A 14,559-nucleotide genomic window follows, 5' to 3' on the forward strand; every position below is an offset into this window, starting at 1 on the left:
GCCCGCCGGGGGCCGACGGCCGGGACGGGGAGGGCGGGGGCTCCGGTCCGCATTAGGGTGACGGTATGTCCGCCACCCGGTACACCTACCTCGGCCCCGAAGGCACGTTCACGGAGGCCGCGCTGCGGAGCCTGCCCGAGGCGGCCACGCGGGAGCTCGTCCCCATGGTCTCCGTCCCGGCCGCGCTCGACGCCGTACGGAACGGGGAGGCGGCCGCCGCGCTCGTCCCGATCGAGAACTCGGTCGAGGGCGGTGTGACGGCGACCCTCGACGAGCTGGCCTCGGGCGAGCCGCTGATGATCTACCGCGAGGTGCTGCTGCCGATCGCCTTCGCGCTGCTGGTGCGCCCCGGGACCGCGCTGTCGGACGTCAAGACGGTGACGGGCCATCCGGTGGCCCAGCCGCAGGTGCGCAACTGGCTGCGCAAGCACCTCCCGGAGGCGGTGTGGGAGTCGGCGGCGTCCAACGCGGACGGCGCCCGGCTGGTGCGGGAGGGGCGGTTCGACGCGGCCTTCGCGGGTGAGTTCGCGGCGGCGACGTACGGCCTGGAGGCACTGGTCAAGGAGATCCACGACGCGGAGAACGCGGAGACGCGTTTCGTGCTCGTGGGCCGGCCGGCCCGGCCCGCGGCGCCGACCGGCGCGGACAAGACCTCGGTGGTGCTGTGGCTGGGTGACGATCATCCGGGTGCCCTTCTGGAACTCCTCCAGGAGTTCGCGGTGCGTGGGGTGAACCTGATGCTGATCCAGTCCCGGCCGACCGGGGCGGGGATCGGTAACTACTGCTTCGCGGTGGACGCCGAGGGCCATGTCTCGGACCGGCGGGTCGGCGAGGCCCTGATGGGCCTGAAGCGGATCTGTCCGCAGGTGCGCTTCCTCGGCTCGTATCCGCGGGCGGGCGCGTCCCGTGCGGATGTCAGACCGCTGCGGCGGGGGACCTCGGACGAGGAGTTCACGGCTGCCTCCGACTGGCTGGCGAGGGCCCAGGACGGCAGGGCCTGACCGCGATACTGACCGAGCGGCGCGGTTCGTGCGTTCGGTCGTCCACAGGCAGGCTTCATTAGTCCTACCTGCATACTTTTCGGTTTCCCACATCAGTTATCCACAGGCTTGGCGTGCAGGCTGGGGACAAGTCGACAGCCGCCCCCGACAAGGTCGACAAATCACCCTCGTCACCCCTCGCGCGCATGCACTCCATCCACAGGCCCTACCAGGGCGTACGTCAGAACGGCCCCGCACCACTCACTCTTCAGGGCGATCGATTCCCCTCGAAATGAGTGCGTGAATGGCGTTTGGTCACGCAATTCGGAGGCGACGACTCCGGAATCCACAGAACTTCCTCACACCCTGTGGATAACTCGGGGCCGTGGAATTCCCCAGCCATCCACAAAACCCTCAATTCGGGCATATCAACACGCCCCCTCATATCCGGTGGGGTCGCGCGAGCGCACACCGGTAGCCTGGTGGGGTGATTGACCTTCGCCTGCTCCGTGAGGACCCCGACCGTGTTCGCGCCTCCCAGCGCGCCCGTGGAGAGGACGTCGACCTCGTCGACGCCCTGCTCTCCGCCGATGAGCGGCGCAGGTCGTCCGGCGTCCGCTTCGACGAGCTCCGCTCCGAGCAGAAGTCGCTCGGCAAGCTGATCCCCAAGGCCACTCCGGAGGAGCGCGCCGAGCTCCTCCAGCGGGCCGAGCAGCTCAAGACCGACGTGAAGGCCGCCGAGGCCGAGCAGAACGAGGCCGACGAGACGGCCCGCGCGCTCCTCCTCCGGCTCGGCAACATCGTCCACACGGACGTGCCGGTCGGCGGCGAGGAGGACTTCGTCGTCCTCGAGACGCACGGCACCATCCGCGACTTCGCCGCCGAGGGCTTCGAGCCCAAGGACCACCTGGAGCTGGGCGAGGCGCTCGGCGCCATCGACGTCGAGCGGGGCGCCAAGGTCTCCGGCTCGCGCTTCTACTACCTGACCGGCGTCGGCGCCCTCCTGGAGCTCGCACTGGTCAACGCGGCCATCGCGCAGGCCACCGAGGCCGGCTTCATCCCGATGCTCACCCCCGCGCTGGTCCGCCCGCGCGCCATGGAGGGCACCGGCTTCCTCGGCCAGGCCGCGGAGAACGTGTACCACCTGGAGAAGGACGACTACTACCTGGTCGGCACCTCCGAGGTCCCGCTCGCCGCGTACCACATGGACGAGATCATCGACGCCGACAAGCTGCCGCTGCGGTACGCGGGCTTCTCGCCCTGCTTCCGCCGCGAGGCCGGCACGTACGGCAAGGACACCCGCGGCATCTTCCGCGTGCACCAGTTCGACAAGGTCGAGATGTTCTCGTACGTCGCGCCCGAGGACGCGGAGAACGAGCACAAGCGGCTCCTCGACTGGGAGAAGCAGTGGCTCACCTCCCTGGAGCTGCCCTTCCAGGTGATCGACGTCGCCACCGGCGACCTCGGCGCCTCGGCCTCCCGCAAGTTCGACTGCGAGGCCTGGATCCCCACCCAGGGCAAGTACCGCGAGCTGACCTCGGCGTCCAACTGCGACAGCTTCCAGGCCCGCCGCCTCTCGGTCCGCATGCGCGAGGAGCAGGGCGGCAAGAAGACCGTCCAGCCGCTCGCCACGCTGAACGGCACGCTGTGCGCCGTCCCGCGCACGATCGTCGCCATCCTGGAGAACCACCAGCTCGCCGACGGTTCGGTGCGCGTCCCGGAGATCCTCCGGCCGTACCTGGGCGGGCGCGAGGTCCTGGAGCCGATCGCCAAGTGAGCGCCTTCCCCTACCGCTTGGTCGCGACGGACCTCGACGGCACGCTGCTGCGGGCCGACGAGTCCGTCTCGGACCGCACCCGGGAGGCGCTCGCCGCGGCGACGGCGGCCGGCGCCGCGCACATCGTCGTCACCGGCCGGGCGGTGCCCTGGACCCGGCACATCCTCGACGGCCTCGGCTACGAGGGCATCGCGGTGTGCGGCCAGGGCGCGCAGGTCTACCACGCCGGCGAGCACCGGCTGCTGACCTCCCTCACCCTGGACCGGCAGCTCGCCGGGCTCGCCCTGTCCAAGATCGAGGCGGAGGTCGGCCCGCTGGCGATCGCCGCGAGCCGGGACGGTCTGGAGGGCGAGGTCCTGATCGGCCCCGGCTACCGGGCGCAGGAGGGCCCGCTGCCGTACGTGCCCTACGAGGACCCGGCCGAGGTGTGGGCGGCGCCGCTCACCAAGCTCTACATCCAGCACCCGGCGATGACCGACGACGAGCTGACCGCCGTCGCGCGCGCCACCGTGGGCGGCCTGGTCGACGTGGTCATGGCGGGCCCGGGGATCGTGGAGATCCTGCCGCTCGGCCTGAGCAAGGCGACCGGCCTCTCGCTGGCGGCGCGCCGGCTCGGCGTGAAGGCGGCGGACACCATCGCCTTCGGCGACATGCCCAACGACATCCCGATGTTCGGCTGGGCCGCGCGCGGCGTCGCGATGGGCAACGCGCACGCGGAACTGCGGGCGGTCGCGGACGAGGTGACCGCTTCCAACGAGGAGGACGGCATCGCGGTCGTCCTGGAGCGCCTGCTGGCCTCCTGAGAGCCCGCTGACACGCACGGAAGGGCCCGCCTCCCCAGGGAGGCGGGCCCTTCCGCGTACGAGAAAGGGGCGGCCCGCGCGGACCGCGGTCCGCGCGCTCGAAGCGGCCGCCCCTCGGGAGATCCCCCGTGTCCCCCGCACAACTAGTTTGCGCCGGGGCGCCGTTCGGGGGCGAACGGTTTTCCGTGCGGCCCGCCGCCGTCCGGGTTCCGGGTGAGCGGATAGCAGGCGAGACCGATCGCCAGCGAGATCGCGTGCCCGAGGTCGGTGTACGTGCGGTCCGCGAGCAGCGGGACGAGGAAGAATGCGACGGCCCCCGCGAGGTACAGCCCGCGCCGGACTCCGTGCAGCCGGTAGGCGAGGACGCCGACGGAGGCGGCGAGCCCGTAGCTCACGCCGATGTCGACGACGTGCGCCATGCTGCGCGGGACGTCGTGGTGGGCGATCGCGTGGAGGACGACCTGCTGGCTGACGAGGGTGGCGGCGATGTGAGCCGTGGCGACGGTGAAGAGCCACTTCGCCGTGCCCAGCCAGCGCTCCACGGGCGCGTGGAACAGCTCGAAGAGGACCGCGTAGAAGAGCAGCGAGGCCGGGTCCTGGATCCAGAACGCGCTGCCGAGCAGGGCGCGGACCGGGTGGCGGGCGAGCTGGTAGAGGTTGCTGCTGTTGCGGTGCAGCAGATAGGTATCGAAGCCGTCGGGCGAGAGGGCGAGGACCAGACTGGTGATCGCGATGACCGCGAGCCAGAGATGCGTACCGGGTGACGAACGCACCCACGACCTGATCGGTCGGGAGGGTTCGCCACCCGGGAAGGTTTCGCTCGGCACTTCTCAGTGCCTATCACCTGGGACCAGGAGAAACCTATGAGGCCAGGCGGGACTCAGAAGTTGATCATGTGGCCGGCGATGCCGTGGATCGCTTCCTTGACGGCCTCGCCCAGGGTCGGGTGGGCGTGGACGTTCCGCGCGACCTCGTGGACGGTGAGGTCCCACTGCTGCGCCAGGGTCAGCTCGGGCAGCAGCTCGGTGACGTCCGGGCCGATCAGGTGGGCGCCGATGATCTCGCCGTACTTCGCGTCGGCGACGATCTTGACGAAGCCGGTGGAGTCGCCGAGGCCGTGCGCCTTGCCGTTCGCCATGAAGGGGAACTTGGCGACCTTGACGTCGTAGCCCTTCTCGCGGGCCTGCGCCTCGGTGTAGCCGAAGCTGGCGATCTGCGGCTGGCAGTAGGTCGCGCGCGGGATCATGGCGTAGTCGAGCTCCATGGTCTCGGCGTCCGCGATGGTCTCGGCGGCGATGACGCCCATGGCCTCGGCGGTGTGCGCGAGCATCAGCTTCGCGGTGACGTCACCGATGGCGAAGATGTTCGGCACCGAGGTGCGGCAGCGGCCGTCGACGTCGATCGCGCCGCGCTCGGTGAGGGCGACACCGGTGTTCTCCAGGCCGTAGCCGGAGACGTTCGGGGCGAAGCCGATGGCCTGGAGGACCTTGTCGGCCTCCAGGACCTTGCTCGCGCCGTCCTTGCCTGTGACGGTGACGCGGACCTGCGGGCCGGTCTCGTCGATGGCCTCGACGCGGGTCGAGGTGAGGACGTCGATGCCGAGCTTGCGGTACTGCTTCGCCAGCTCCTTCGACACCTCCTCGTCCTCCAGCGGGGCCATCCGGTCGAGGAACTCGACGATGGTGACCTTGGTGCCGTAGTTGTTCAGCACGTACGCGAACTCGATGCCGATGGCGCCGGCGCCGGCGATGACGATCGACTTCGGGGCGTCCTCGGCGAGGATCTGCTGCTCGTAGGAGACGACGCGGTCGCTGAGGGCGGTGCCGGGCAGCAGGCGCGGGGTGGCGCCGGTGGCGATGATGCAGTTGTCGAAGGTGATCGTCTGCGTGCTGCCGTCGGCCTTCGCCACCTGGAGGGTGTTCGCGTCGAGGAAGGTGCCCCGGCCGTCGAACTCCGTGATGCCGTTCTTCTTCATCAGGAAGTGGACGCCCTTGACGCGGCCGTCCGCGACCGTGCGGCTGCGGCGGTAGGCGTCGCCGTAGTCGAAGGTCACCGTGCCGTCGACCTTGATGCCGAAGGTCTTGGCCTCGTGGTTGAAGATGTGCGCCAGTTCGGCGTTGCGGAGCAGCGCCTTGGTGGGGATGCAGCCGACGTTCAGGCAGACACCGCCCCAGTACTTCTCCTCGACGACCGCGACCCGCTTGCCCAGCTGGGCGGCGCGGATGGCGGCGACGTAGCCGCCGGGGCCAGCTCCGAGTACGACGACGTCGAAGCGGTCTGACATGACTGACTCCCGAAGGTGATGAGGGTGTTCGGTGCACGTACGAGCCCACAGTAGTCCGGACACCGGGCACTGCCCCGGTGACTGTGAGCACTCCTGTGGATTACTTGTAGGATGACTGGGCAACCGGGCGAATCGGACGGTATGCGGAACGGCATGGAGGTACGGAACGGATGGCGGCACTGAGAGCGGCGGGGCGGACCTCGCTGGTGGACTCCGCGGTGGAGCAGCTGCGGGCGCAGCTCGCCGGGGGCGAGTGGACCGTCGGCGACCGCATCCCGACCGAGCACGAGCTCGCGCAGCAGCTCGGCGTCGGCCGCAACACCGTCCGCGAGGCGATCCGGGTCCTCGTCCACGCCGGGCTCCTGGAGTCGCGGCAGGGGAACGGCACCTTCGTCCGCTCCACCGCCGACCCGGCCGCCGTCCTGCACGGGGTCCGGCACGCGGGCGCCCGTGACGTCCTGGAGGTGCGGGCCGCCCTGGAGGCGGAGGCGGCCCGGCTCGCGGCGGAGCGCCGGGGCACCCACGACCTGCTGCGGCTGCGGGCCGCCCTGACCACCCTGCGGGAGGAGGGCGACCGGGACGCCGACGCGGACCTGGCCTTCCACCTCGCCGTGGTCGGCGCCACCCACAACGCCGCCTTCATCGAGGTCTACCGCTTCTTCTCGACGCAGGTCCACGAGGTGCTGGTCGAGGCGCTCGGCGACCGCGCGATGCCGCCGGTCGACATCGACGCCCACGAGGCCCTGGTCGCGGCCGTCGAGGCGGGCGACGCGGACGCCGCCGAACGCCAGGCCCGCGAGCTGCTGCGGATACCGGCGGAGACGGTGGCGGCGCTGCTGGACCAGCGGCCCGGCGCGGCCGGCCCGGACGGCGGGGCGCGGTCGTGAGGGGTACGGAGACGGGCCCCGCGCGCGTGCTGGTCGACGCCGAGGCCGACGTACGCCCTTCGGCGGCGGGGGCGGCCGCGCGGCGGGCGCTGCTCGCCCATCCGGTGCTGCTGCTCGTCGGCATCGTCCTCGCCTCGCTCAACATGCGGGTGGCGCTGGCGAGCGTGGCCCCGCTGGTCGGCGAGATCGCCGGGAGCTTCGGCCTCTCCTCGACGGCCGGCTCCCTCATCACCTCGATCCCGGTGCTCTTCCTGGGCCTCGGCGCGCTGGTCGCGCCCTGGCTGGGCCGCCGCTTCGGCGCCGAGCGGACGGTCCTCGCCGCGCTGCTGCTGCTCGCCGTCGGCATCCTGGTGCGCCTGCTGCCGTCGGTCCTGGCGATATACGGCGGCGGGGTCCTCGTGGGCACCGCGATCGCCCTGCTCAACGTGCTGATGCCGGGGCTGATCAAGCGGGACTTCCCGGACCGGGCCGCCACGATGACCTCCGTCTACACGGGGGCCATGGTCGCCGGCGCCACGCTCGCCGCGGCGGCCGCCGTCCCCCTGGAGGACGCGCTCGGCGGGGGCTGGCAGGGTTCGCTCGGCTTCTGGTCGCTGCTCGCCGTCGTGGCGGCGGTGGGGTGGCTGCCGCAGGTGCTGATCGCCCGGGGCCGCACCGGTCACGAGGTGCGGACCGTCCCGGCCGCCGGCGCCGCTCCCACGCGCGTGTGGCGCTCGGCGCTCGCCTGGCAGGTGACCCTCTTCATGGGCCTGCAGTCGCTGTGGTCGTACGTGCTGATCGCCTGGATGCCGACGATCTTCACCGACCACGGGATGAGCCGCTCCGAGGCCGGGGTGGTCTTCGCCTTCAACAACCTGATCCAGATCGCCGGGGCCTTCGTGGTGCCGCTGCTGGCGGGCCGCAGGCGCAGCCAGCGCCCGCTGGTGGTGCTGGTGACGGTGATGGTCGCGGCCGGTTACGCCGGACTGCTCGTCGCCCCGGCCGAGGGCGCCTGGCTCTGGTCGGCGGTCCTCGGCATCGGTCAGGGCGGGGCCCTGGGGCTCGCCCTGACCCTGATCGTGCTGCGGACCGGGGACGCCCCGACGGCCGCCCGGCTCTCCGGGATGGCGCAGACGGTCGGCTATCTGATGGCCGCCGCCGGTCCGCTCGCGGCCGGTGCCCTGCACCAGGCGACCGGGTCCTGGACGCTGCCGATCGCGCTGGTGCTCGGTGTCTGCGCGGCGGCCGCGGGTGTCGGACTGCTCGCCGCCCGCGACCGTACCGTCTGACGGTCCGGCCCGCGGTCCGACCGGCGGGCCGTCAGGCGGACCGCCCGGGTGCCTACTCCTCGCCGGCCAGCGTCAGGGTGCGCAGCTTGTGGCCGGCGAACCAGGTGGCGCCGAGGGTGACGGCGACCAGGAGCACCGTCGCCGTCGGCAGGGCCACGTCCGAACTGATCAGCCCCTCGCCGGTGACCTTCTCGGCCAGGGCGAGGGCCCACTGCTGGACGCTGAGGGTGCGGGCGCCGGCGATCAGGGAGCCGAAGAGCGCCTCCCAGACCAGGGCGTAGACGAGGCCGATCACCACGGCGTGCCGGCTGATCGTGCCCAGCAGCAGGAAGAGCGCGCTGTAGGCGATGGAGGCGACCAGCGCCGCCACCATGTAGGCGACGGCGACCTGCTGTCCGTTGCCGTTCAGGATGAAGCCGGCGATCAGCGTGGGCACGGCCGAGAAGACCATGGTCACGGCGATGGCCACGATCAGCTTGGTGACGATGATCGTCGGCCTCTTCACCGGCTTGGAGAGCAGGTAGACGATGGAGCCGTCGTCGATCTCCGGGCCGATCGCGCCCGTGCCGGCGATGACGCCGATCAGCGGGACCATGGTGGCGAGCGCGAAGCCGCCGAGGAGGTCGGCCGCGACCTGGTCGTCCGCGCCGTTGATGGCCCGGACGGCCGCGGCGATGATCAGGAGCAGACCGGGCAGGAGGAAGAGGATCGCCGCCCGGCGGCGGCCGAGGAGGGCCCGGTAGGTGAGCCGGGCGACCGTGGGGTCGTACATCGGGGTCGTGCTCCTTTCAGGCCGCGACGAGATACGAGAAGACGGATTCGAGGGACTCGTCGGAGGGCGAGACCGTCAGCAGCCGGATGCCCCGCTCCCGCGCGACCTTCGGCAGCAGCTCGGTGAACCGGCCGAAGTCGACGGCCTGGATCCGCAGTCCGCCGTCGACCGCGTCGACCTCGATGCCGGCCGTCGACGGGTCGGCGATCAGCGCGGCGGCGAGCTCCCGGTCGTCGCTGGAGCGGACCAGGTAGCGGTGCGGCCGGTCGGTCATGAGGCGGCGGATCCGGCGGAAGTCCCCGGAGGCGGCGTGCCGGCCGGCGACGATCACCTCGATGTGGGAGGCGAGCTGCTCGACCTCCTCCAGGATGTGCGAGGAGAACAGGACCGTACGGCCCTCGGCGCCCATCCGGCGCAGCAGCTCCATGAGCTGCATCCGCTGGCGCGGGTCCATGCCGTTGAACGGCTCGTCCAGCAGCAACACCGACGGCTCGTGGACGAGGGCCGAGGCCATCTTCACGCGCTGCCGCATGCCCTTGCTGTACGTGGCGATCTTCCGGTCCTGCGCGTACTCCATCTCCACGGTGGCGAGGGCCCGCTGGGCCTCCGCCGCGCCGAGGCCCTGGAGCTCCGCGTTGGCCACCACAAACTCGCGGCCGGTGAGGAAGTCGTACATCGCCTCCCGCTCGGGGACGACGCCGACGGAGCGGTAGACCGACTCGTTGCGCCAGACCGGCTCGCCGTCGAGGGTCACCTTGCCCGTGGAGGGGTCGAGGAAGCCACCCATCATGTTGATGAGGGTGGACTTCCCGGCGCCGTTGGGGCCGAGGAGACCGGTCACGCCGGGGCCGATCGACATGGTGATGTCGTTGACGGCGACGACGTTCCCGAACCAGCGCGAGACGTGGTCGATGTGCAGGGTGCTCACAGTCCGACCTTCCGGTAGCGGGCCATCAGGATGCCGTAGCAGGCGGCGATGAGGCCGAGGACCACCACGAGGTAGACCGCGCCGGTCCCGGCTCCGACCGGCACCTCGCCGGGGAAGGAGGCGGGCGCGCCGAGGAAGGCGTTCTGCAGGCCGATGACGAGGGTGATGGGGGAGAAGAGGCCGAGCCAGGCGATGGCGTCGGTGTTCTCGGTGGCGTAGGAGATGCCCTGGAGGGTGGAGACCGCGCCGTAGGTGATGGTGAGGACGGCGATCACGGCGGCGACGCCGAAGCCCCGGCGCGGGGTGAGCGCGGCCATGACCAGGCCGATGCCGCCGAAGAGCACCGAGAGGACCGCGACGGAGACGAGGCCCTGCCCGAACAGCTTGGCCTGCTCGGCGAAGTCCATCTTGGCCAGCATCGAGCCGATCCACAGGATCAGCAGGGGGGAGGCGGTGAGGACGAAGAGCGCCGAGGCCATCGCCCCGTACTTGGCCAGCACGTAGTCGACCCGCTCGATGGGGCGGGAGAAGTACAGCGGGACCGTCCGGAACCTGAGGTCGCGGGAGACCGACTGGGGCGCCTGGGAGGCCAGGTAGACGGCGATGACGAGCTGGAGGAGGACCGCGTACTGGGTGTACTCGACGAAGAGCTTGTCGGCCTTGGTGTACACCGAGATGGCGACGATGATCAGCGCCGGGGCGCACATGACGCCGAAGAGCAGCATCGGCAGCACCTTCGACTTGGCGCTGCGGCCCAGGCCGTACGCCCCGCGCAGGGACTGCGAGAAGAGCGAGCGGCGGGCGTAGGAGCGGCCGAGCCGGGGGCCGTCGTAGGACCGGTATCCGATGTTGTGGATCCGGGTGGTGTCGGGGGCGGCCTCGGGGGCGGGGTTGCTCATCGGGCCTTGACCTCCTCGTGCTGCTCGGCGGCCTCGGGACGGAAGACCTCGGCGATGTGGTGGCGTCGCTGTTCCATGCGGACCAGGCCGAGGCCGAGGTCGGCGACGGTGTCGCGCACCAGGTCGTACGTCTCCTCGCCAGGGGCCTCCAGGAGCAGGATGTGACCGGCGCCGGGCAGGCCCTCCTCCACGCCCGCGTGGAGGGTGACGCCGGCGGCGGCGAGGGCCGCGCGCAGGGAGCCGGCGCCGTCCGGGTGGACGTCGGAGTCGGTGACCTCGACCGCGAGGGTCGTGGTGGTGCGGGTGAAGTCGCTGGTGGAGCTGGACCGCAGCAGCTTCCCGCCGTCGATGACGACGACGTGGTCGCAGGTCCGCTCCAGCTCGCCGAGGAGGTGGGAGGTGACGAGCACGGAGATGCCGAAGTCGGTCCAGACCCGGCGGATCAGGCCGAGCATCTCGTCCCGGCCGACCGGGTCGAGGCCGTTGGTCGGCTCGTCGAGCAGGACCAGCTTGGGGTCGTGGACCAGGGCCTGGGCCAGCTTCACCCGCTGCTTCATGCCGGTCGAGTAGCCGCCGATGGGGCGGTAGCGCTCCTCGTACAGACCGACGTGGCGCAGGGTGTCGGCCGTCCGCTCGCGGGCGGCGGTCGGCGGCAGGCCGGACATCCGCGCCATGTGGACGACGAACTCGGTGGCCGAGACGTCCGGCGGGAGGCAGTCGTGCTCGGGCATGTACCCGACGCGCTCTCGGATCTCGGGTCCGTGCGTCGAGACGTCGAGGCCCAGGACCTCGGCACGGCCCTCCGTGGCGGGGGAGAGCCCGAGCAGGATCTTGATCATCGTGGACTTGCCGGCTCCGTTGGCACCCACCAGTCCGGTCACACCGGGCCCGATGTCCAGGGAGAGCCGGTCGAGAGCGGTCACCCGGGGGAACCGCTTGCTGAGGCTTTCGGTGGCGATCACAGTCACATTCCGAAGGTAGTGGCGCGTGCCACGGTGGTCGTCAGCCCTACGGCTCGATCCCTCTCCGACTTCGGGAGTACGGATCCCGGGGGAAGGTCGAGACGAAAGTCGTTCGGGTCCCGGCCGGGGGGAGTTTTCCACAGGCGGTCGTGCACACCCCTTGACGTAGCCGCCGAGCATTGTCACATTCATCGGTGTCAAGTTACGGACGCGTAGCGCGATCGGACGCTCACACCGGGACGGCGGGTGGCATGACCTCAGCAGTGGCAAGCGAACTGACCGCGGAACTGCGGGGGTTCAGGGAAGTGCAGCAGCTCTCCTACGCCTGCGCGGAAGCGGTCGCGGCGCAGCTCAGGCCCGGCGTGACCGAGCGCGAGGCGGCGCGGATGCAGCGCGAGTGGCTGTACGAGCGGGGGGTGAAGGACTGGTTCCACCGTCCGTTCGCCTGGTTCGGCGACCGCACCGCCTTCGTCGACTTCAAGATCCCGCTGCAGTTCTTCCCCACCGACAAGCGCCTGGAGGCGGGGATGCCCTTCATCCTCGACATGGCGCCCGTGTACAAGGGGTACACGGCCGACATCGGCTACAGCGGCTGCCTCGGGCTCAACCCGCTGCACGACAAGCTCCTCGCCGATCTGCGCGAGCACCGCGAGCTGATCCTCCGCGAGGTGCGCGAGCGCCGCAGCCTGCGCGAGATATACGAGGACGTGGACCGGCTCATGGTCCGCCAGGGGTACGCCAACCGGCACCGGGCCTATCCGTTCGGCGTGATCGCCCACAAGATCGACCGGGTGAAGGAGCGGCGGTTCGCCCCCACCCTGTTCGGCTTCGGCGCCCAGTCCCTCAAGGGGCTGCTGAGCGATGCCGTGCACGGGCACCGGGACGGCTGGTCGCCGCTCTGGTCTCCGTACAAGTTCTCCGACCACCCGCCCACTCCGGGCCTCTGGGCGGTCGAGCCGCACCTCGGTTTCCGGGGGACGGGCGCGAAGTTCGAGGAGATCCTGGTCGTCACCGACTCCCGGGACCCCGAGCAGAGCGCGTTCTGGCTGGACGACGACCTGCCGCACGTGCGGCGGTGGAACGAAGGAGCGGTGTGATGGCGGGCGCGGGACTCGAGGGGGCGCGGGAGCGCCGGGTCCGGACGGGCGGGATCGAGCTGTGTGTCGCCGAGCTCGGCGACGCCGACCGGCCGACGGTACTGCTCGTGCACGGTTACCCGGACTCGAAGGAGGTGTGGTCCGAGGTCGCGGTGCGGCTCGCCGGGGAGTTCCACGTCGTGCTGTACGACGTGCGGGGCCACGGGCGTTCGACGGCGCCGGCGCCGCTGCGCGGCGGCTTCACCCTGGAGAAGCTGACCGACGACTTCCTGGCCGTCGCCGACGCGGTCAGCCCGGACCGGCCGGTCCACCTCGTCGGGCACGACTGGGGTTCGGTGCAGTCGTGGGAGTTCGTCACGGTGCCGCGCACCGAGGGACGGATCGCCTCCTTCACCTCCATGTCGGGCCCCTCGCTCGACCACTTCGGGCACTGGATCAAGAGCCGGATGGCCCGGCCCACCCCGCGCCGGGTCGGGCAGCTCCTCGGCCAGGGCGCCAAGTCCTGGTACGTGTACATGCTGCACACCCCGGTGCTGCCCGAGCTGGCCTGGCGCGGCCCGCTCGGCAAGCGCTGGCCGAAGCTCCTGGAGCGGATGGAGAAGGTCCCGGCCGGCGACTACCCGACGCCCTCGCTGCCCGGCGACGCGGCCCACGGCGCCTGGCTCTACCGGGACAACGTCCGGGCGCGCCTCTCCCGGCCCCGGCCCGACGCCTTCGCGCACGTGCCCGTGCAGCTGATCACCCCGACCGGGGACGCCTTCCTCTCCGAGCGGCTCTACGACGACCTGGCGTCCTGGGTGCCGGACCTGACCCGGCGCAGTCTGCCGGCGAAGCACTGGGTGCCCCGCACCCGCCCCGACCAGCTGGCCTCGTGGATCACGGACTTCGTCCGCACCCACGAGGAGCCGGAGACGCGGGCTCCCCGGCCGGTGGCGGAGTCGGCGGCGAAGAGCGGGGTGCGGCCCGAGTACGCGGAGCGGTTCGGCGGCCAGCTGGTGCTGGTCACCGGCGCCGCCAGTGGCATCGGGCGGGCCACCGCCTTCGCCTTCGCGGAGTCCGGGGCCCGGGTCGTCGCGGTGGACCGGGACGCCGAGGGCGCGGCCCGGACGGCGGAGATGGCCCGGCTGATCGGCGCCCCGGAGGCCTGGGGCGAGGCGGTGGACGTCTCCGACGAGCAGGCGATGGAGAAGCTGGCCGCCAAGGTGGCCGAGGAGTACGGAATCGTCGACGTCCTCGTCAACAACGCGGGCATCGGCCTCACCGGCTCCTTCTTCGAGACCACCAGCGAGGAGTGGAAGCGGGTCCTGGACGTCAACCTGTGGGGCGTGATCCACGGATGCCGGATATTCGGGGCGCAGATGGTGGCGCGCGGCCAGGGCGGCCACATCGTCAACACCGCCTCGGCCGCCGCCTTCCAGCCCTCCCGGGCGCTTCCGGCGTACAGCACCTCGAAGGCGGCGGTGCTGATGCTCAGCGAGTGCCTGCGGGCCGAACTGGCGGGCCGGTCGATCGGGGTGAGCGCGATCTGCCCCGGCATCGTCAACACCAACATCACCGCGACCGCCCGCTTCGCCGGGGTCACGGACGCGGCGGAGGAGAAGCGGCGGCAGCGGAAGGCCTCGCGGATGTACGGGCTGCGCAACTACCCGCCGGAGAAGGTCGCGGACGCGATCCTGGGCGCCGTGCTGCACGACCGGGCGGTCGTGCCGGTCACCCCGGAGGCGCGGGGCGCCCACGCTCTCTCCCGGCTGGCCCCGGGCGCGCTGCGCGCCCTGGCCCGCTGGCAGCCGCCGGCGTAGCGGCCCGGCCGTCCGCCCGGGGCCGGGGGCCGGGCGGACGGCCGTACGATCCCTCGCAGGAGGGGCCCCGCGCGGGGTGGAGCGATCGTCCGGTGGGAGCGGT

At 71.6% G+C, this 14,559-nt stretch carries 13 protein-coding genes; 7 read left to right on the top strand and 6 right to left on the bottom strand.

The genetic code is table 11. The features are described from left to right. Positions 1-65 precede the first annotated feature (65 nt). The 3 genes from pheA to ACF1ED_RS29425 all read left to right on the top strand — a co-directional run bounded on the left by pheA (position 66) and on the right by ACF1ED_RS29425 (position 3,560). A complete protein-coding gene (gene pheA, locus ACF1ED_RS29415) occupies positions 66-1,001 on the top strand; it encodes a prephenate dehydratase (protein WP_391765519.1) in 936 nt (311 codons plus the stop codon). A gap of 466 nt (positions 1,002-1,467) precedes the next feature. Continuing rightward, the gene (serS, locus tag ACF1ED_RS29420) at positions 1,468-2,757 is read left to right on the top strand and encodes a serine--tRNA ligase (RefSeq protein WP_391765521.1); all 1,290 of its coding nucleotides are present in this window, start codon (positions 1,468-1,470) and stop codon (positions 2,755-2,757) included. Next, positions 2,754-3,560 carry an HAD family hydrolase gene (locus tag ACF1ED_RS29425; protein ID WP_391765523.1) on the top strand — a complete coding sequence of 269 codons (807 nt, stop codon included), beginning with the start codon at positions 2,754-2,756 and terminating at the stop codon, positions 3,558-3,560. The genes serS and ACF1ED_RS29425 overlap by 4 nt, the downstream gene beginning before the upstream one ends. Positions 3,561-3,703: 143 nt before the next feature. Here ACF1ED_RS29425 and ACF1ED_RS29430 read toward each other — a convergent pair whose 3' ends face one another. Further along, positions 3,704-4,333 carry a rhomboid-like protein gene (locus ACF1ED_RS29430; RefSeq protein WP_391765525.1) on the bottom strand — a complete coding sequence of 210 codons (630 nt, stop codon included), beginning with the start codon at positions 4,331-4,333 and terminating at the stop codon, positions 3,704-3,706. Between the two features lie 107 nt (positions 4,334-4,440). Beyond that, positions 4,441-5,844, bottom strand: a complete 1,404-nt coding sequence (lpdA, locus tag ACF1ED_RS29435) for a dihydrolipoyl dehydrogenase (RefSeq protein ID WP_391765527.1) — start codon at positions 5,842-5,844, stop codon at positions 4,441-4,443. Between the two features lie 170 nt (positions 5,845-6,014). Here lpdA and ACF1ED_RS29440 point away from each other — a divergent pair, with 170 nt between their 5' ends. Both ACF1ED_RS29440 and ACF1ED_RS29445 read left to right on the top strand, forming a co-directional pair. After that, positions 6,015-6,731, top strand: coding sequence for a FadR/GntR family transcriptional regulator (locus tag ACF1ED_RS29440; RefSeq protein WP_391765529.1), 717 nt, complete (start codon positions 6,015-6,017; stop codon positions 6,729-6,731). Then, the gene (locus ACF1ED_RS29445) at positions 6,728-7,999 is read left to right on the top strand and encodes a CynX/NimT family MFS transporter (protein WP_391765531.1); all 1,272 of its coding nucleotides are present in this window, start codon (positions 6,728-6,730) and stop codon (positions 7,997-7,999) included. The genes ACF1ED_RS29440 and ACF1ED_RS29445 overlap by 4 nt, the downstream gene beginning before the upstream one ends. Before the next feature lie 52 nt (positions 8,000-8,051). Here the strand turns inward: ACF1ED_RS29445 and ACF1ED_RS29450 are convergent, their stop codons facing one another. Genes ACF1ED_RS29450 through ACF1ED_RS29465 form a run of 4 tightly spaced genes read right to left on the bottom strand, consistent with a single transcriptional unit; the run spans position 8,052 to position 11,560 of the window. Continuing rightward, positions 8,052-8,771 carry an ABC transporter permease gene (locus ACF1ED_RS29450; protein ID WP_391765533.1) on the bottom strand — a complete coding sequence of 240 codons (720 nt, stop codon included), beginning with the start codon at positions 8,769-8,771 and terminating at the stop codon, positions 8,052-8,054. A 16-nt stretch (positions 8,772-8,787) separates the two neighbouring features. Then, positions 8,788-9,699 (bottom strand): ABC transporter ATP-binding protein, encoded by a 912-nt coding sequence (locus ACF1ED_RS29455; protein WP_391765535.1) that lies wholly within the window; start codon positions 9,697-9,699, stop codon positions 8,788-8,790. Then, the gene (locus ACF1ED_RS29460) at positions 9,696-10,598 is read right to left on the bottom strand and encodes an ABC transporter permease (RefSeq protein ID WP_391765537.1); all 903 of its coding nucleotides are present in this window, start codon (positions 10,596-10,598) and stop codon (positions 9,696-9,698) included. The genes ACF1ED_RS29455 and ACF1ED_RS29460 overlap by 4 nt, the downstream gene beginning before the upstream one ends. Continuing rightward, positions 10,595-11,560, bottom strand: coding sequence for an ABC transporter ATP-binding protein (locus ACF1ED_RS29465; RefSeq protein ID WP_391765616.1), 966 nt, complete (start codon positions 11,558-11,560; stop codon positions 10,595-10,597). Before ACF1ED_RS29465 ends, ACF1ED_RS29460 begins: the two co-directional genes overlap by 4 nt. Before the next feature lie 251 nt (positions 11,561-11,811). Here ACF1ED_RS29465 and ACF1ED_RS29470 point away from each other — a divergent pair, with 251 nt between their 5' ends. After that, positions 11,812-12,657 (top strand): M24 family metallopeptidase, encoded by an 846-nt coding sequence (locus ACF1ED_RS29470; RefSeq protein ID WP_391765539.1) that lies wholly within the window; start codon positions 11,812-11,814, stop codon positions 12,655-12,657. Further along, positions 12,657-14,456, top strand: coding sequence for an SDR family oxidoreductase (locus ACF1ED_RS29475; RefSeq protein ID WP_391765541.1), 1,800 nt, complete (start codon positions 12,657-12,659; stop codon positions 14,454-14,456). The genes ACF1ED_RS29470 and ACF1ED_RS29475 overlap by 1 nt, the downstream gene beginning before the upstream one ends. Positions 14,457-14,559: the final 103 nt, after the last annotated feature.

Source organism: Streptomyces sp. NPDC014656 (genome assembly GCF_043084305.1).
Taxonomy (GTDB): Bacteria; Actinomycetota; Actinomycetes; order Streptomycetales; family Streptomycetaceae; genus Streptomyces.